This is a genomic window from candidate division WOR-3 bacterium (genome assembly GCA_039801245.1).
GTDB lineage: Bacteria > Hydrothermota > Tepidihabitantia > Tepidihabitantales > Tepidihabitantaceae > JAOABP01.
In genome coordinates, this window is the sequence record JBDRUF010000003.1 from 1 (window position 1) to 18,090 (window position 18,090).

Annotated in this window: 15 protein-coding genes; 10 read left to right on the forward strand and 5 right to left on the reverse strand. The window is 51.0% G+C overall.

Going from position 1 to position 18,090, the window contains the following annotated elements; translation table 11 throughout:
* On the reverse strand, positions 1 to 1,777 hold a 1,777-nt coding region (locus ABIK47_00745; protein ID MEO0019154.1), incomplete at its 3' end, for a hypothetical protein.
* Between the two features lie 417 nt (positions 1,778 to 2,194).
* On the opposite strand from ABIK47_00745, the gene ABIK47_00750 reads away from it, so the two are divergent.
* Together ABIK47_00750 and ABIK47_00755 are read left to right on the forward strand one after the other, a co-directional pair.
* On the forward strand, positions 2,195 to 2,569 hold the full coding sequence (locus ABIK47_00750; protein ID MEO0019155.1) for a hypothetical protein: 375 nt from the start codon (positions 2,195 to 2,197) through the stop codon (positions 2,567 to 2,569).
* Positions 2,553 to 2,945 carry a hypothetical protein gene (locus tag ABIK47_00755; protein MEO0019156.1) on the forward strand — a complete coding sequence of 131 codons (393 nt, stop codon included), beginning with the start codon at positions 2,553 to 2,555 and terminating at the stop codon, positions 2,943 to 2,945. The genes ABIK47_00750 and ABIK47_00755 overlap by 17 nt, the downstream gene beginning before the upstream one ends.
* On the opposite strand, the gene ABIK47_00760 is transcribed toward ABIK47_00755, so the two are convergent.
* Genes ABIK47_00760 through ABIK47_00770 form a run of 3 tightly spaced genes read right to left on the reverse strand, consistent with a single transcriptional unit; the run spans position 2,942 to position 10,452 of the window.
* The gene (locus ABIK47_00760) at positions 2,942 to 6,736 is read right to left on the reverse strand and encodes a DNA methyltransferase (GenBank protein MEO0019157.1); all 3,795 of its coding nucleotides are present in this window, start codon (positions 6,734 to 6,736) and stop codon (positions 2,942 to 2,944) included. The two genes, ABIK47_00755 and ABIK47_00760, sit on opposite strands and share 4 nt — an antisense overlap.
* A gap of 51 nt (positions 6,737 to 6,787) precedes the next feature.
* A complete protein-coding gene (locus ABIK47_00765) occupies positions 6,788 to 7,201 on the reverse strand; it encodes a four helix bundle suffix domain-containing protein (protein MEO0019158.1) in 414 nt (137 codons plus the stop codon).
* An 11-nt stretch (positions 7,202 to 7,212) separates the two neighbouring features.
* On the reverse strand, positions 7,213 to 10,452 hold the full coding sequence (locus ABIK47_00770; protein ID MEO0019159.1) for a helicase-related protein: 3,240 nt from the start codon (positions 10,450 to 10,452) through the stop codon (positions 7,213 to 7,215).
* Positions 10,453 to 10,799: 347 nt separating this feature from the next.
* Between ABIK47_00770 and ABIK47_00775 the strand changes: the two genes are divergently transcribed.
* From ABIK47_00775 to ABIK47_00810, 8 genes are all read left to right on the forward strand, one after another.
* On the forward strand, positions 10,800 to 11,396 hold the full coding sequence (locus ABIK47_00775; protein ID MEO0019160.1) for a sigma-70 family RNA polymerase sigma factor: 597 nt from the start codon (positions 10,800 to 10,802) through the stop codon (positions 11,394 to 11,396).
* A gap of 33 nt (positions 11,397 to 11,429) precedes the next feature.
* On the forward strand, positions 11,430 to 11,735 hold the full coding sequence (locus tag ABIK47_00780; protein ID MEO0019161.1) for a hypothetical protein: 306 nt from the start codon (positions 11,430 to 11,432) through the stop codon (positions 11,733 to 11,735).
* 80 nt (positions 11,736 to 11,815) lie between these two features.
* The gene (locus tag ABIK47_00785) at positions 11,816 to 11,941 is read left to right on the forward strand and encodes a hypothetical protein (protein ID MEO0019162.1); all 126 of its coding nucleotides are present in this window, start codon (positions 11,816 to 11,818) and stop codon (positions 11,939 to 11,941) included.
* A gap of 3 nt (positions 11,942 to 11,944) precedes the next feature.
* Positions 11,945 to 12,313 carry a hypothetical protein gene (locus ABIK47_00790; GenBank protein MEO0019163.1) on the forward strand — a complete coding sequence of 123 codons (369 nt, stop codon included), beginning with the start codon at positions 11,945 to 11,947 and terminating at the stop codon, positions 12,311 to 12,313.
* 90 nt (positions 12,314 to 12,403) lie between these two features.
* Entirely contained in the window at positions 12,404 to 13,324 is a 921-nt protein-coding gene (locus ABIK47_00795) for a ribokinase (GenBank protein MEO0019164.1), read from the forward strand.
* Positions 13,324 to 13,980 carry a transaldolase family protein gene (locus tag ABIK47_00800; protein MEO0019165.1) on the forward strand — a complete coding sequence of 219 codons (657 nt, stop codon included), beginning with the start codon at positions 13,324 to 13,326 and terminating at the stop codon, positions 13,978 to 13,980. Before ABIK47_00795 ends, ABIK47_00800 begins: the two co-directional genes overlap by 1 nt.
* Positions 13,981 to 14,045: 65 nt before the next feature.
* Positions 14,046 to 16,310, forward strand: a complete 2,265-nt coding sequence (locus ABIK47_00805; protein MEO0019166.1) for a glycosyltransferase family 4 protein — start codon at positions 14,046 to 14,048, stop codon at positions 16,308 to 16,310.
* The gene (locus ABIK47_00810; protein MEO0019167.1) at positions 16,307 to 17,287 is read left to right on the forward strand and encodes a glycosidase; all 981 of its coding nucleotides are present in this window, start codon (positions 16,307 to 16,309) and stop codon (positions 17,285 to 17,287) included. The genes ABIK47_00805 and ABIK47_00810 overlap by 4 nt, the downstream gene beginning before the upstream one ends.
* 14 nt (positions 17,288 to 17,301) lie before the next feature.
* Here ABIK47_00810 and ABIK47_00815 read toward each other — a convergent pair whose 3' ends face one another.
* On the reverse strand, positions 17,302 to 18,075 hold the full coding sequence (locus ABIK47_00815) for a PrsW family glutamic-type intramembrane protease (protein MEO0019168.1): 774 nt from the start codon (positions 18,073 to 18,075) through the stop codon (positions 17,302 to 17,304).
* Positions 18,076 to 18,090: the final 15 nt, after the last annotated feature.

Here is an 18,090-nt window from a genome sequence, read left to right on the forward strand (position 1 = left end):
GAAACCAGTTTTCACCACCATCGGTTGTCTTGTAAACCCTGCCGCGGCTGCCAACTGTGAGATAAAGGGTTGAGGGGCTGTCAGGGTCAATTGCCATTATTTGGGGACGGGACTGGACAAAGGAGTCGCTCCCCGGAGTTATTCCCAGACCGTTGTTTTTCCAGAGCCAGGTGCTGCCGCCATCGGTGGTCTTGTAAACTCCGTATCTGTTCAGCCAGATGTAGATAACGCTTGGGTTGGTCGGGTCAATGATAATCGGTCCAATCGTATGTCTGGGCAGTTCATTGGTTAAAATGCCCCAGGTTTCACCGCCATCGGTGGAGCGAAACAGAAGCCCGGAGTCAACAACCCAGGGACCGGCACCGGCATAGATGATATTTGTGGAATCGGGGTGGATGGCAAGGTAAAAACAGGTGTTGCCATAGCGCTGCAGTTCGTCGTGAATCCATTTAAAGGACTGTCCCCGGTCGGTGCTCTTCCAGGTGCCGCCATCACCAAGCCCGACATAAATCAGATTGGAGTCAACCGGGTCAACAAGGATATGCCTGATACAGGTCACCTCAAGACCCCGGCCTTTCCAGTTGTCATCCGGACCGATGGATTCGGTATAGCACTGGTGCCAGTTAAGACCGGCATTGGTGGTTTTGACAACCGCCTCGGCTGAACAGTAAAAGAGCATCGCGGTATCTGCCGGGTTTAGGGTCAGGGCATAGGGCTGGGGCGTGCCATAGAAGCGGACCCAGCCTGGTAGAACATTGAGGGTGGTGGTAATCCTTGCCCAGGTCTGTCCGCGGTTAATAGACTTGTAAACCCCGCCGGAGCCAAAGTGAATCGCACCGGTGTAAATAACCGCAGGGTTTTTAGGGTTGATGACAATGTCAATGTATTTTGACGGTCTTAAACCGGTGGTGCAGGCAAACCAGAGTTCACCGCCATTTGTGGTTTTAAAAACGCCGCCCCGCCAAGAGGGGATGGTGTCGGAGATGATGGTGAGATAGAGTTCATCTGGGTCTTGGGGGTTGATGGCGATATTCCTCGGGGTGATGGTGTCGGAGAATGGTGGCAGACCGTTGTTTTTCAATGTCCAGGTCTCACCGCTGTCGGTGCTTTTGTAGACGCCGTTATGGGCAACCGCATACAGGATGTGGGCACTGTCAGGGTGAACTATAAGGGCGGAGATGAGCGCGGTGGTGTCAATCCCGGTGTTGCGAATCATCCGCCAGTTTTCACCGCCGTCGGTGCTTTTAAAGATTGCGCCCTTGGTAGGAACCGGTGCCCAGCGGCTAACATCATTATGACCGAGCCTGGGCATACCGATGCCGGCATAGACGGTTAATGGGTTTTGCGGGTCAACCGCTATTGCGCCAACCGGGGCGGTGTAGTTGTAAACCCCGGGCGGTGGAAACCCATTTCTTTTTGGCACCCAGGTCTCACCGCCATCAGTGCTCTTGTGCACACCACCCCAGGTGCCAAGGAAGAGCGTGCCAGGCTCCTGGGGATGGGGCACAACCCTTTCCACATAATAGTCGGTAAGACCGCTGTTAACGATGCGCCAGGAGAGACCATAATCGGTGGTTTTATAAACACCACCAACATCCGAGCCCACAAACACCGTTCCTGGATTGAGTGTGTCAAACGCCACAGTTGTAAACCAGCCACAACCACCTGGACCAACTGAATGCCAGCTGATGTCAGCCTGAGCAAAGGATGGGCTAAAGTTGAGAGAGAGGGAAAATAGGAGCAGATTGAGCCACCGCTTAGCCACTTTTCTCACCATCGGTTCATATTATCATAACCGAAACAAAAGGGAAGACAAAGAGATGCCAGGTTAACTAAAAGGAGGGCAACGGGTTAGACCCTGATGAGGGCTAATATATAGAGAGTCGGGGATAGTGTAATCAGGGCAGGGGTGGAAAGGGTTTTGGGCGTGGTTTCAGAGAAAATCTGGGAGATTGATATCGGTGCGGTTTTGGGCGGGGAAAAGGGAAGGGCAAGGGGTATAACAGGATAAATGGTGTTCAGGGCAGAGCCTGAAGCCCAACCTGAGACAGCACCCAAAAGGGCATCAGGGAGAAAAGCGGAGATGGTAGGGGGGACTGTCCCCGGGATGACCCCTGGGCTGGTCACTGACCGGGATTTTGGCACTTTCTCTATAATTTGCGTATAAATATGTGAGAAGAGAAAGGAGGGGAAAATGGCAGAGCAAAATAATAGGATTAACCTGAACCGGCAGTTTGCGGGTGTTCTTAGAGAACTTGCCGCCAGTCCGGAAAATAACCCTTTTGCCGTTGTTGAACAAAAGGAGGCGGAGATTTGCTCCTGGCAGGAGATTGAGCCGCTCTTAAGGGGTATGGGTCTGAGTCTGGTGCGTCAGAACCAGTGCCGCTGGTTTCTGAGAGAGGTTATCAGGCTTTTGTGCAGCCAGTCACCCTATCTTGCCCAGCATATCAAGTTCTGCATCGGCAAATGGCAGGGGTTTGGACTGAATAGGGAGCTTTTGCAACTATTAGTGTGCGAGGTTTATGAATGGGCAAAGAGGCAAAAGAGGGATGATGCCAGGGCGGCTTGATAGCGGTTTCAGGCTCAGGGCAAAAGGGGTTGCAGATGTTGCGGCAGAAAGGTATTTACGCCGGCTGGTAAATGGTGAATGCAGCCGGCGCTGGGATGAGGACATCAAGGGACAGGTTGAGGCATATCAACAGATGCGCAACTATCTGGAGAACCTTTGGTTAGAGGTAAGGCGCATCCTTGAACAGCGAAGGGTTCCGGTTTATCAGTTTCTGTACTATCGCAACTTTGCCCAGCACATTGACCGGCTCTGGCGTCACTATTCAGGGAGGCAACTTGTGCTGCAGGTGCAACTGGCAATAGAAAAATGGCAGGGCTACGGGCTGAGAAGGGAAATCCTGAGAGAGATAATAGGTGTAATCAGTATTCCCGCTTAAACACTTTTGGCTTTGGTGAGGCGGGCGTGAACCAATTCGGCAACTGCCCAGTAGACCTCTTTCCGCTCCTCTTCGGTTAATCCGAGGGCATCAAAGACAACCTCATCAAGTGCTTTGCGGTCTGGTAATGGCTTTGGCTCCTGCTCCCTGATGGGCTTATTAGGGTCAAAACCGAGTTCGGTGAAGATGGGGTGGATTTCTTTAAAAATGAAGTTAGCAAAAATTTTTTTATTAAATTTAATATTTTCTATTGGAGGTATTGGCATTTCGTTATAATGACATACTTTCATTTGTATTGGTCCGCCTCCACCACCTTCGGGTGGACGACATAGAAGTTCTTTCCATAATCCTATAAGGCTGCTATTTAAAAACATATTCAACGATTCATCTTCTATATCGCACTTTTTATATACCCAATATAAGGCAGCATCTATGAAAGCATTTGCTTGATTATAAAAACAATATTTTCTTTCTCTTTCAAACATTGGCAGGATATTTTTGCTAATTTCCCATTCACCTAACTCCCACCATCTTGGTCTTCCTTTACAAGTGGGTCTTTTGTCAAATCCTTCCCTTTCTCCCCATTTTATATATTCCCAAGCCTTTGCTCCTTTTAATTCCTTTTCCGATTTATGGCACATAAAGACAAGGTAGTTTAAGTCTTCAAGTTTTACAATTATTGTCTTTAATTCCCTCGGGCTTTTTATCACCGGCTTTAAAAACTCTGCCTCAATTTCACCTTCCCAGCCCGCACCATTTTGGACAGGAATCAGGCGAGAAGGCTCCTTCTCTGAAATCTCAGCAACCTGTTTAACGGTCATACCAACAGGTTTTAGATAGAAGAACTCATTGGCACCGGTTTTAATACCAAACCTCACCTCAGCAATATCTCCCAATCTTACCAGTTTCCCTTTCCCTTTTTCAAGAATCTTGAAATAAATATCTGGCGCCCTTAGGTATTTTCCGCCCCATTTGTCGCCGATGTAGCGGGCAGATTTGATTAATGGGGCAGAAGAGCCGCGTTTGGTTTCGTCAGGTTCAGGTAGTTCAATGCCGTTTTCCCAAAGGGTGCGCTGGCGGATGGGGGTGACCCGATATTCTTTGGTAATGGCTCTTTCTTTTGCTTCCTCAATCTCCTCAAATATGACCGGGGAGAGGACCTGCTCAAATGGCACCTTGAACATCACGAACCGGGCGATTTTGTCCAGTCCGGCATCGCGGCGCTCTTCAGGGGCGGCGAGGAGGACGATGACGGTGTTGACATCTGCCCGGGCAAAGGTGCGTTTGGTCTCGTTGTCAATAATCATCTTGACATTGCTCTGTCTGAGGAGAAACTCCTGGAGGTCTTTGCCGTAGCCGACATCAAGCCAGGAGTTGGAGGTGATGAAGCAGAATGAGCCCTTTGGGTTCAGGAGGGACAGACCGTGGAAGTAGAAGTAGATGTAGAGGTCGCTTTTGGCATCGGGCTGCCGTCCCTTGAAGAAGTCGGGCCAGGCAGAAATGACCGAGAGGCGCAGTTTCTCCTTATGCATCTTTTTCAGTTCGCGCCAGTCGTCTTTGGAATACTCATCCTCGGGCAGCAGCGGCGGGGCAATCATCTCCTGACGGACATAGGGCGGGTTGCCGATGACGATGTCAAACCCTTCCTTTTCGCCCTCAAACACCTCCACAAAGGCGATGTCCCAGACAAACGGGATGTCCTTAACCGTCCTGATGGTATTGAGTGCCTGTTCAACCCGCTCAAGTTCTGCCTCCTTTTTTTCTTTTTCCGCCTGCCATTGGGCAATAAGGAGGTTTAACTCCTTTGGCTTGCCGGTATCGGCAAGGGTTAATTGGTCGTATAGTGACTCAATCTTACAGGTAAGGGTTTTGATTTCCTCGGAGAGGGCGTGGCGTTTGTGGAAAAGCGCATCCTGAAACAGTTGTTTTTCCTCCTCTTTGAGAAGTTCCTCGCTCAAGCCTTTTGTCTCCCCATAGAAATAGCGTAGTTTCTTGCCCTTCAACTGGGTGATTTTGCCTTTAAGATAAGGGGGCAGGTCCAGATGGGTGCGGTGGAGGTTGAAGTTGATGCCGCCTATCTCCTGGAGCAGGCTGTCACCTTGGCGCAATTTGAAGTTGAGATTGGGCAAAAGTGGGACCAGGGCTCTTTCAGCAGGTTTGAGTTCGGTCTCAACAACCAGTTGCAGCCAGAGGCGCAGTTCGGCAATATGGACCGCCCATTCCATTACATCAACGCCGTAGAGGCTTGAGCCGATGATTTTGCGCCGGCGCTGGTAAGGGGTTTCCTCTATACCCAACTGGTAATTGGCACGGGCAATCAGGTCGTCTAAGACAAGAAGCATTCCTACCAGAAATGAGCCGGAGCCGCAGGCAGGGTCGCACACGGTAACCGAGCGCAAAAGGTCGTTGAGTTTGTGCCAGAGGTTGAGGCGGGCGATTTCGTTGTCGGCTGACTCCTTGTCCGGCTGGTCATAGGCAAAGACTGCCCGATATAGGAGCGGTTTGTGGTTTTCGCCCAGATGATTGGCGAGCCAGTCAACAAGAGCCAGTCGGCACATCAGGTCTATCTCCACCCTCGGGGTGTAAAAGATACCGGCTTTGCCGCGCTGGTCCTCCTTGGTAATGCCCTCAGAGGTGATGTTCACCAGTTGCTCATAGACAATGCCAATCATCTCCGGGTCAACCGCAACCTCAACATCAAGGGGCGATGACTCGGTGATGGTGAAGTTGTGTCGCTCCAGGAAGCCGGGTTGAGTGCCTTGAAAGGAGTCAAAGAGAAGGGCAAAGAAACTGTCCGGGACAATTGGGTCGTATTTTTCGTCAAGTTTGTTGCGGGAGAAGAGACCGCCGTTGAGATAGGGCGCGGTTGCCAGGGCGGTGCGAATTTCTTCAGGCAGGTGTTTGCGGTCCTGTCTGCCCGCCTGGAAACTCTGATTGAAGGCTTCAAAGAAGAGGATGGAGAGCCAGTCAGAGAAGAAGGTGTCTTTGGGCTGGTTGGAGTTCTGGTAGGCTTGCCAGAAGGTGCGGATAAAGTTCGGGTTATTACCAAGCCACCGTTTCTTCTGGATGAAGTAAAGGAACATCAGCCGGTTCAGTAACTGGAGTGCGTAGTCGTGCGCCCAAACCTTGTCCTCCGTTTGTTCCATTAGGAGTTTTTGCAGGGTCTCAAACACATCTTGATAGCCGTCAAAGAACTCCTCGGTTACCGCCTCAACGCTGAAGGCATCCTCAATCCGCTGGAGTGTCGGGTCGGTTGCGTCATCCTCAAGGATGGGCAAAAGTCGGGACTGGGCGGTGTGACTGCCTTCATCTTTGCCAACCAGATAGGAGAAGCGCTTGGTGGGTGTGAGCTCGGGTTTAGCAGCAACCCTGCCGCTGGGTGTTGTGTCCAAGCGGTAGGCAAGTTTGACAAGGGAGAAACGCCAGGTGTCGGACTCGGGTGGGACAAATGCTACCAGCGCCGCATCGGCAGGGTAGCCACCAATCCGCTGGTTGAGGTAGTAACCGATGAGGTTGCGCTGCATTGCGCGGGCGTGATAAAGTGAGGTTTCTTTTTGAAGTTGGACAACGAGCACATCAAGGCGGCTGTTAAACGGCTCCTGATAGAAACCGATGCGTTCAAGCGTTTTGACATAGGGCTGAAATGAGGCGGGAAGTTGGCTGGGGGGGATGGTCAGGGTTGACTCCTCCAGCCGATTAAGGAGATTTTTGATGAATTCCCGGAAAAGGGCAGGGTTAAACGGGTTTTCAAAAGTCTCGCTTATAAGGCGGACCGCCTGGTCGTGGGTCATAGGGTTTTAGAGGAGATAAGACGGATGGGGGGAGAAAAAAGGGGCATACCGTTAGCCTTTTTGCCGGGCGCGTTCAGCCAGGCGTGCCTTCATCATCCTTTCGCGCAAACCACCCTCTTGCCCGAAACTTTCTTCAAGGCGCCGCAGTTGCTGGTCAAGGAGATAGTTTGCCTGATGGATAAGACAGACGATGGTATTAGCCGCAGTTTCCGGGTCGCCCTGCTCAATATAGGACGCATAGGTCCCATAGGACACATCAGACTTCTGGCACAGTTTTCTTATCTTTAGTGCCTGAGGGTGATTCTTGTTCCAAAGCGGAAGTGACCTGGTTCGCAAAAAGTCGCGGTAGTCGGCAAGCAACTCCTCAAGGCTGGCGCGGGCAATATTGGTTAGTTTGATTTCGGTGCGCTGGTAGGAAAGGAGTTTGTGATAACCACCGTGAGGGGGAATGAAGCGTTCAGGCATAATTCGCCTCTTTAAGCGGGGTGATGGTATTCAGACAAAATGACCTCGCGGGGACCAGCGGTCTGAGCGGTGGTCTGCCCATATCGTTCGCGCAGGTGTTCGGGCGGGATGTGATGTTTGAGGATTGTTAGGACCTTTTGCGGGTCACGCCCGGTTTTCAGTTCCTCTTGGAGCGCTCTTAGAAGCCGGGAGCAGGTCCGTTTTGGGATACCACCCTCCTCCAGTTCCTTCTTCACCTGCAATAAATAGGCTTCACTGTCTTCGGTATAACCCTGATAGTTTCTGATTTCCGGGACTTTAAGGATATGCAAAATTCGGGTTGCCGCATCGCGGGAGCCCGGTGGATTGCGTTCTATTGACTCTTCTGCAGTTGCTGCGGCAAAGGCGCTTTTATTACTTTCAAGGAGGTCATGGTAGTCTGGACCAGGGGGAATCCGGGGTTCGGTTTCGGTTGCCTCAAGTCTCTCCGCCGCAGTTAAAAAGTCCAGTTCCTGGGGCTCCTTGCCGGGCTCAACCTGAAAGAATTTGGTCAACTTGCCTTTGCGGAAGAAGGTTATAAGAGCCGGTGCTAAAGAGTTGCTCTGGCGACCGGTGCGTGCTTTTTTCGGCAGGCGCTTGATGCGCTCAAACAGGTCGGGCTGGGTGTTGCGGATTGACTTGATAAGTTGCAGATATTTGAGTTCACTTTTTGCCTGTGGGTCTTCACCGGTTAAGGTCTGTTTGGACAATAGGCGGTTGAACAGTTCATAGGAGGTAATCTCCTCGCCTTCGGTGAGTAAGCGGGAGTCGGCGCCGAGCATTGAGATGAAGCCGGCAATCTTTGCCTGTGCCGTCTCACGGAGTTTGATTTCGTCATTGGACTGTTCAGTGGGAAAGAAGTTGTAGGTGTAAATGGCGGCGTGTTTTGTGTCAACGCGGTTGACCCGACCGACACGCTGCATCAACCGGGTGGGGTTCCAGGGGATGTCATAACTGATGACCACATTCGCGCGGTGCAGGTTCACGCCTTCACCTAATACTTCGGTAGAGACAAGGATACGATACTCATCGCTGGGGTTGCGGGCACGGGCATCAAAATTGGCGGTAACCTTGGCTTTGAGTGCTGCGCCCGCAGAACCATAAAATTTAAGGACCTTGCCCGGATACTTCTCACCGAGTTTGTTGGAGAGATAATCGGCGGTCTCTTTGGATTCTGTAAAGATAATCAGTTTGGAGTTTTGCAGAACCGGGTCGGAATCAAGTAGTTCATTAAATGCCAGCCATTTCGGGTCGCGCTCAATTCCCGCCCAGGTTTGGGCGATATCCTCCAGGATTTGCAGGTCGGAGGCAAGGTCTTGGCGGAAGTTGGGACTGAATGAGTCGGCGGGGTATCTTTCAACCCTACCTTCTTCAATTAGACGCTCAATCCCTTCAATGTCGTCCTGTTCAAGAAGTTCAAACACCTTGCTGAAATGCTTCTTGCTGACATAGACATTTCCCTGGTCAAACGCCTGGATGAAGAGTCGGTATGACCTGATGAAGCGGTCGATGGTGAGCCGAAAAGCATAGAAACTGCTCTCAAGGCGTTTGACCAAGAGGATGCGCATAATGGTGCTTAAGTTTTTTTCTGACAGCCTTTCAATCTGGGTTACATCACCGGTATAATAGGATAGGGGCGTATAGCGGGCATATTTCAGGTCGCGAACCAGCCGGCGGAGGGTGTTGTTGAAAGCGGTATTTTCGGTTTCATTTAACTGATAGAAGACCGGTACCGGGTCTTTGACCTCGGGAAACCTGAGACCTCGTTGTTTTAAGTCTTCGGAAAAGTAGCGCTCAATTTCGGTGCGGGTGCGGCGCACAGTTAAATACCGGAGAACCTTCTCCCGGACCTCCTGGGCATTTTCTTTCACCACTTGGACATATCTGTCGTATTCAGTCTGTCGGTCAAGTCCACGCAAACGCTGCTCCAATCGGTTGAAGAACCCCTCCAGATTGGGCAGGTTGGGAATTGTGCTGCGCCGTGCCTTCTGGAAAAGTTTTAGCATTGCTAAGATGTCACGGGGACGGTTGTTGTAGGGGGTGGCGGTAACAAGAACAACCTTGCGTCCCCGACAGATAAGGGAGAGCTGCTCATAACTTAGGGTGTCCTCAGTGCGAAAGCGGTGCGCCTCGTCAATAAAAACATTCGGGTAAGTTTTCGGGTCCTCATTCACCGCTTCTTCAAGTTTGCCAATTGACACAAAACGCGGACCACGGACGCCAAAGCCACGGAAAACCTCGGGCCAGGAGCCAGGGTTGTTTTCATCCAAGAGTGCTGGTGGCGCGATAACCAGGGAGCGACCCGGGAGTTCTGAGGCGAGCATTGCGGCAATGTAGGTTTTGCCCAGTCCCACCACATCGGCAATAATTACACCACCATATTCCTCAAGGATGCGCTTGGCATTGAGCACCGCCTGTCTTTGATACTCAAGGTCAAGAAAACCCGGTGGTCGGTAGTCTTGAAATAACTCAGTGGGCTGGTCAAGTTCGTCACGAAAGTATTCGTAAAGCGTCTTGAGGTAAAGTTCATACGGAGTAATGGTGTCGCAGAGCCAGGTTTGCTTCTCAATTGTGTCAATGTAGGTCTGTTTAACATCTACCGACTTTTCCCAGAGTTCGTTGAACTTTCTCAAGGCAAATTCATAGTCGGCACGATTCTTTAGTTCCACATTGAATTCAAGGTTGTCAACCAGACCGGCTTGGGAGAAATTACTTGAGCCAGTGATAACCCTGCCAACATCCCGGTCGCCCTCGGAAAATGTCATAATATACAGTTTAGCGTGAATGTTGGCACTGGGATAGGCGCGGATTTCCAGTTTGCCTGAGCGGAGCCATTCAACGAACTTTCGAGCGCCAGTTTCAACGATTCGGTCATCAGCAGGTGCCTCAATTTCCAATTTCAGTGCCTTGGCAAACTCCTCTTTTGTCTCCTTGTGGGATAACTGAAGTCGTTGCGGGATGTTGTTTTTGGCTTCAGCAATCAGGTTCGCAGTTACTGGGTTAGTTCCGATTCCGATGAGGATGCGGATGCGTTCGGTAGCGGATAAAGATTCGGCAAGGGCATAAAATCCACTGGTGTAAAAATAACCTATCAGGACATCAAAGAGGCGGGTGTCCTTGATAAGCATTTTAAAGCGGTCAAGCAGGGTGCGGTTGGGTTCGTTGGTAATGAAAGTTAAGTCAGTGCTCGCCTGTCTTTGACCTAAGTACGGGTTGTCAGATAGGGGAGGCATTAAAAGTGCTCCTTCTTTATTACGGTCTTCATTTGACAATCTTTAACTTTTTAATGTTAGACATCTTGTTACTTTTGTCAAGCGAAGGTTGAATTAGAGGCATCGGTGATGGCGCAACATCCATTAGGGGATAGGTGTGTCTATTTGTTAGAACCTTAAATTCGTCAGTTTCTTTGTCACTTTTTGCCGATGTTGCGTATAATATAGTGAGGGCGAAAAATGGGGAAAGATATTAAATGGCGAGTAAATTTTAATGGGTTTGGTCGTATCGGCCGGAATGTAGGTCGGTTGCTCCAAATCCACACCCCAGATTTATTTTTAAGGCATCAATTTGGAAAGGAGGGCGTATGCCCATGCATTTGCCCCGGGATGCCGACCGAGATAGGGTTATGGCAATATACAACCCGGATGTTACAAGGAGGCTCATGGAGAAAGTTGTTCGGGGGTTTAAATTATGCGAGGCAGATGCTTTTGAGATAGTATCTATTGCACAGTCAAAGGCTTACCGCAAGTGGGAACGGTATAACCCCAAGAGGCTTGACATATTCGCCTGGCTATGGGTCATAACCAATAGGGTGGCAATAGACTGGTTGCGCAAGCACAAGGGTATCACTATCTGTAGCATCGACACTATTGAGGATTTAACCACATCGCTTCATCCAACAAGCGAGGATCCAGCAGAGATTTACCGGCAGAAGGTAAGAAAAGAGCGATTATGGAGATTGCTCAACCAGTTGCCCATGATGGAGCGCTATGTTCTTATTCTCCATTATATGGATGGCTATTCCTATAAGAAGGTTGCCCAAAGATTCCATATCACACAGAGACAGGTGCGATATTTACAAGCCAAGGGTCTGGCAAGAATCAGACAGAGGTATGGCTTAAAGGAGGTAAGGAGAAATAAAGTGGAGACAAAGAGGGTAAAGCTCTCGAGAGCGGCTTAGGTAACCGTATAGAAAATAGAAAAAGGAGGTAAATTGAGAAAGAGTTACCGCCGCTTGCGCTTGGGAATCTCCGACGCCGAACTGGATGTGATGGATAGATTCATCCGGATGGTTAAGAGTTATCGGCGGGCGGGGACAAATTCCCAATGTTGCATTGTTAAAAAGTGCAAGACCGTAAGGCGCCCAAGTGTTGAGCAGTTCTTGAAGCGTTATCCTGATTTCGCTAAGACGCTCACACCGGTGCTGGAGGGTGCACTGATACTGGACGCCGAATTTAGGCGATTTCAGAGGAAATACCCGGATGTTGACTTGGAGAAACTGTTCAACGTCCCGAAGTAGCGGCAACAGTCGCTTAAAGAAGCCCCTGTTTATAGGGGCTTTTGTTTTTGGCAGATTCCTGATTTTGTGCGTATATATGTATGGAAGCAAAGAAAGTAATGCTCTTTGACAATCAGGAGCTCCGCAGCAGACCTGACAGCGGGTCTGCTGCAGCGACAGCCGCCCCTTGCGGCAGGGGCGGCTACCGCCGCAGGAAGGAGGGATAAAAGATGATTGATCTGATAAGGCGCATCACCAAGTGGACCAACAAGACCGACCCGCAGAAGATAGCGGCAACCCTTACCGGATTGCGGGAGATGATGATTGCCAATGTGCAGGCGACATTTCCTGAGATTGTGGCGATGGAGACCCAGGTGAAGCAGGTGCTTGATGGCGAGGGTGTGTCGGTGATTGACTATCCGTTCTACCTCTCGTTTGCCCGGGAGTTGTGGGCAAAGCAGCGGGCAGGGTTGTCTGGCGACTCACTGGCGATTGAGGCTCAGACCTTAATCCAGAAGTGGGTTGCAAGGGGTCTTGCCCAGCCGGTTCTTGAGGTGATTCGCACCCAGGTGTTCAACATCTCACCGATTGGTCCATAACCGCGCTTAACAGGAAAAAGGGCGGGCGGGCTGTCACGCCCGTCCTTTTTATTTGACAGGGAGGCGGGTAAAAGGGTAAACTTTGTAATTATGAAGTCTGATAGACCAAAAATCTGTGTTGTTGGTTCGTTTATGACCGATATGGTTTTCAGGGTAAAGAGGCTGCCCAGACCGGGTGAGTCAATGCCAGGTGAGGAGTTCGGGCTTTTTTTGGGTGGTAAGGGTTTTAATCAGGCGGTTGCCTGCCATCGTCTCGGGGCTGAGGTTGTAATGGTGGGTAGATTGGGGCAGGACTATTTTGGCGATTTGTTTTTAGAAAAGATGGCAAAAGAGGGGATGAGAGCCGATTTTGTCAGGCGCGACCCGAAACAGGGGACCGGTGTTGCCTGTCCGATTGTTGATGAGAAGGGGCAGAATGCGATTATCGGGGTTTCGCGGGCAAACCTGCATTTAAGCCTTGAGCAGGTTGAGGAGGCAAGGAAAGAGATTGAGGCGGCGGATGTTTTGATGCTGCAGTTTGAGATTCCGAAAGAGGTATCCTTTCGGGCAGCGGCGATTGCCAAGGATGCCGGGGCAGTTGTTTTGCTTGACCCGGCACCGTTTCATAATGTCCAGATGCCGATTGCTGAGGAGATTGACTATATCGTTCCCAATGAGATTGAGGCCGAGGGGCTTGCCCAGGGTAAATCGGTTGACCTTTGGGCTGAGGGAGAAATTAGAAAGGGGAGGAAAGGGATAATCATCTCGGTGGGTGCCGAGGGTGCGATTGTTTATGACCAGAGGGGCAGGCGCAATTTTCCACCATATCAGGTGAAGGTTGTTGATTCTACTGGTGCGGGTGATGCGTTTCGCGCGGGGCTGGCGGTAAGTTTTGCCGAGGGCAAGACGGTTGATGAGGCGATTCGGTTTGCCAATGGCTGCGGTGCGCTTGCCTGCTCGGTTTTGGGTGCTGAGCCGTCAATGCCAAGAAGGGAGCAGGTTGAGGAGTTTATCAGGCAAAGGGAGGGTTGATGATATTGATTGACAGCGCTGATATTGAAGAGGTGAGGCAGGCGGTTGAGTTGGGCTTTGTGCGGGGCTGCACAACCAATCCGGCGTTAATGGCAAAGGTTGGAGATGAGCCGGCAAAGGTGATTGAGGAAATATGCCAGGTTGTGCCTGGTCCGGTTTTTTATCAGTTGACAAAAGGTTCGGTTGAGGAAAGGGAGGTTGAGGCAAAGGAGTTTTATGAGATTGCCCCGGATAAGGTGGTGCTGAAGGTGCCGATGACCACTGAAAATATGGGGCTGGTGACAAGGCTGGTGCCAGAGATTCCCTGTGCGGCAACCGCGGTTTTCAGTGCCCATCAGACCGTTTTGGCGATTGAGGCGGGCTGTACCTATGTGATTCCCTATGTGAACCGGGCAACAAGGTTATTGGGTGATGGGTTGAAGTTGGTGCGGGAGATGCTTGAGGTGATCAGGGCTGCGGGCAGACCGGTGGAGATTGTGGCGGCAAGTATCAAAACTCCAGAGGAGGCTGCTGGTGCCTTCCTTGCTGGTGCCCATCATCTGACTTTACCTCTGGATGTGATTCTTAATCTTGGTGAGCATCGGTTTTCCCGAGATGCGATTGCCGAGTTTGATAGGGTGATAAAGGAGCGGAATGGTTTTGAGTCCAGTGGTTGATAAAATAAGGTGGATAACCAGCGATAAGACATTGACACTTGTAAGGGGAGATTATATTATAGATTATGCGCGGGAAATACCCCTTTAATAAAGTAGCCTTTATCGGCACATATATACCGCGGCGGTGCGGCATCGCCACCTTTACTGCGGATTTGTGCGAAGCGGTTGTTCAGGAGGCGCCAGAGCTTGACTGCTTAGTGGTGGCATTGAACGACACGCCTGAGGGTTATCAATATCCGGAAAGGGTGCGGTTTGAGGTGGCCCAGAACAATAAGGACTATTATCGCCAGATGGCGGAGTTTCTGAATATGACGAGAGTGGATTTGACCTGTCTGCAGCATGAGTACGGGATTTTTGGTGGACCAGCAGGCAGCCATATTCTCATTGCCCTGCGCCGATTGCGGATGCCGGTGGTTACCACCCTGCACACCGTGCTTGCCGAGCCGGATGAAAACCAGCATCAGGTGTTGGAGGAGATCTGTCGGATTTCTGAACGGGTGGTGGTGATGAGTGAGCGGGCGGCAAGGTTTCTCAAGGAGATTTATCAGGTGCCGGAAACCAAGATCGACCTGATTCATCATGGGATTCCAGATATGCCCTTTGTTGACCCGAATTATTACAAGGACCTTTTCGGGGTTGAGGGTAGGCGGGTGATTCTTACATTTGGACTGCTTTCACCCAACAAGGGGATTGAGTATATGATTGATGCCCTGCCCGCAATTGTCAAGCGTTTTCCTGATGTGGTTTACATTGTTCTGGGTATTACCCATCCTAATGTCAAGCGGGAGCAGGGCGAGGAGTATCGACTTGGCTTGCAGCGCCGGGCAAGGGAGCTTAATGTTGCCGCCAATGTTGTCTTTCACAACCGGTATGTCAGCCTGGATGAGCTGTGTCGTTTTTTGGGTGCGGCGGATATCTATGTCACCCCCTATCTCAATCCGCACCAGATTGTCTCGGGAACCCTTGCCTATTCAATGGGTGTTGGCAAGGCGGTGGTTTCCACCCCTTACTGGTATGCTGAGGAAATGCTTGCTGATGGCAGGGGTAAACTGGTGCCTTTCCGGGATGGGCAGGCGCTGGCCGAGACGATAATTCAATTGTTTGAGCAAGAGAGCGAACGGCATGCGATGCGTAAGCGCGCCTATGCCTTTGGCAGAAGGATGATTTGGAAGGAGGTGGCGCGCGCATATCTTGACACTTTTGTGCGGGCGGCTGAGGAGCGGATGCGCGGACCGGTGGTTTTGTATTCACCGCTACAGACCGCCGACCCTCTGGATATTGAACTGCCTGAACTGAACCTCAGCCATCTTTTAACGATGACCGATGATACCGGGATTCTCCAGCATTGCCGAAGGACTGTGCCCAACCTGAGTGAAGGCTATACCACCGATGATAATGCCCGGGCACTTTTGGTGGCGCTCCGTGCTCAGGAAATACAGGAGGAGAAAGGCCTTTTAAACCGGCTGGTCAGGCGCTACCTGGCGTTTATTGATTTTGCCTTCAACCGTCAGAACGGTCGTTTCCGCAATATCCTTTCCTATGACCGACGCTGGGTTGAGGAGTATGGTTCTGAAGACAGTCATGCGCGGGCGCTCTGGGCTTTAGGTTATGCGGTCGCCTCAGCCGCAGAGGAGGGGGTGGTTGCACTCTCAGTCAATCTTTTTTCAGCTGGTTTGCCCGCAGTGGAACTTTTCACCAGCCCTCGCGCCTGGGCATATACCTTACTAGGTCTCTGTGCATATAGCCGGCGGTTTCCCGGTGACAGTAATGCCCGGCGCTTTCGGGAACTGCTCGCGGAAAGGCTTTATCAGTTATACAAAGGTAATAGAACCGAAGACTGGCGCTGGTTTGAGCCGATGCTTGCCTATGCCAATGCGCGACTGAGCGAGGCTTTAATTGTGGCGGGAAAGGAGTTAAAGAGCAAGGATTTGCTTGATGCTGGTCTTGAGTCCTTGGACTGGCTTATTAAGGTCCAGACCGCGGAGCAGCGCCATTTTATCCCGATTGCCAATTCTGGCTGGCATCGTGGGACTGCCCGCGCCCGTTTTGACCAGCAGCCGATAGAGGCGCACTGTGCAGTTGAGGCTTGTTATCAGGCATACTTGGTTACGCATGAACCAAGGTGGCGGGAGGAGATGCGCCGGGCGTTTGAATGGTTCTTGGGCAGAAATGACCTCGGTCTACCCTTGTATGACTATGCGACTGGAGGTTGCCATGACGGATTACATCCTGATGGGGTTAATGGGAACGAGGGGGCAGAGGCAACCTTGTCTTTTATTGCCTCCCTGTTGACAATGTACGCTGCCCAGTCACCTACAGAGAATCGATGAGCGGCGACCGGCAGGTTCTACTTCAACGATACGAGAAAAACCCCGTTCTTACCGCTGCTGACTGGCCATATCCGGTAAACACGGTATTTAATCCTGGGGCGATGCTCCTCCCCGATGGCACAACCTTGCTTCTGTGTCGGGTTGAGGACCGCAGTGGGATATCCCATCTCTGTGCTGCCCGTTCTGATAATGGGGTTGACAACTGGCACATTGACCCTGTTCCTACCTTTCTCCCGGACCCGCTAAATCATCCTGAAGAGATTTGGGGAATAGAGGATCCACGGATCACTTATATTGAGGAACTTAAGAAATATGCTGTAACTTATACCGCCTATTCACGGGCGGGTCCAGCGGTGGCGCTCGCGCTCACCGAGGACTTTAGAAATTTTGAACGGTTAGGGGTGGTGATGCCACCGGCAGATAAGGATGCGGCACTTTTACCCCGGCGGTTTAACGGCTACTGGCTGATGATCCATCGCCCAACTACCTCTTTGGGTGCCCATATTTATATCTCCCAATCACCGGATTTAATTCACTGGGGTAGACATCATTTAGTACTCCCAGCCCGTCGCGGTGCTTGGTGGGATGCAAGTCGGGTGGGTCTGGCAGCACCACCAATTGAGACGGAAAATGGGTGGTTGATGTTTTACCACGGGGTGAAGGAAACCCCCAGCGGTTCAATCTATCGGGTGGGGTTGGCGCTATTAGACCGCGAACGGCCGTGGCGTTGTGTGCAGCGAGGAACAGAGTGGATTTTCGGACCGGTGATGCCCTATGAGAGGGTAGGGGATGTCAATAGCGTAGTTTTCCCCTGCGGCAGTGTCTTGGAGCCGGATGGCGAGACGATTCGTGTGTATTACGGTGCGGCAGACACCTCAATCTGTCTTGCCCGCGGCCGATTGAGCGAACTCCTTAAATGGCTGGAAGACCATTCCGTTTCCACTTGTGAGGCTACCAGCGAGCCGATGATTACCTGAACTATGTTACACCTTTAAAGTTCACTGTGATTAGTTTCATCCCAACGTTCATCAGTTTGATTCCTTAAATGTTTTGCCAGGTCTGGGTTGCGATAGGGTGATTTTTCTGCCTGATGTCGGCTGGCTTCAAAGAAGACTATCCAGACGAGAAATGAGAAGACAATCAGGCTGCCGGTTAATAACGGTCGATAGGGCAGGGCGATGACTAAAAAGTCGTAAATGCCGTGGGCGACGATAGCCAGACCCAGACCGATAAGGGCAAAAAGGTTTTCTTCAGCGGTCGTTTTGGCAAACTTCGCCTCACCAAGAAAATAACCCATCAGGACCCCATAAAAGGCATGACTGGGGACAGCAAGAAATGCCCTTAATATACCGGTGCGCAAGCCACCAAGTAGGCTAGGGCTAAAGACATAAAGGATGTTTTCAATGGTGGCAAAGCCCAATGCAACCGCGGTTGAGTACATTATCCCATCATAGGGTTCGTCAAACTCTGGGCGGTTATAGCAGTATAAGCGGACAACAAAGAACTTCCAGCCTTCCTCGATAAGACCGGCAATAAAAAAGGAGCCAAGAAAAATTGTAAGGAGATCGGGTTTTCGGTAATACCATCCGGTGAGACGCTGGACTAGGTTAGCTGTTGCGGAGGCGGGCAGAAGAATAAAGGCACCCAGGATAAAGGCAAGAAAGATGGGCCAGAGCGGTTCCTTTTTATAACGGTCGCGGAAATAGAAAAAGAGTAAAAGCCCAAGCCCTGGGAGTATGGCCAATATTAATAACCAGATATTCAATACTATATTTTGTTA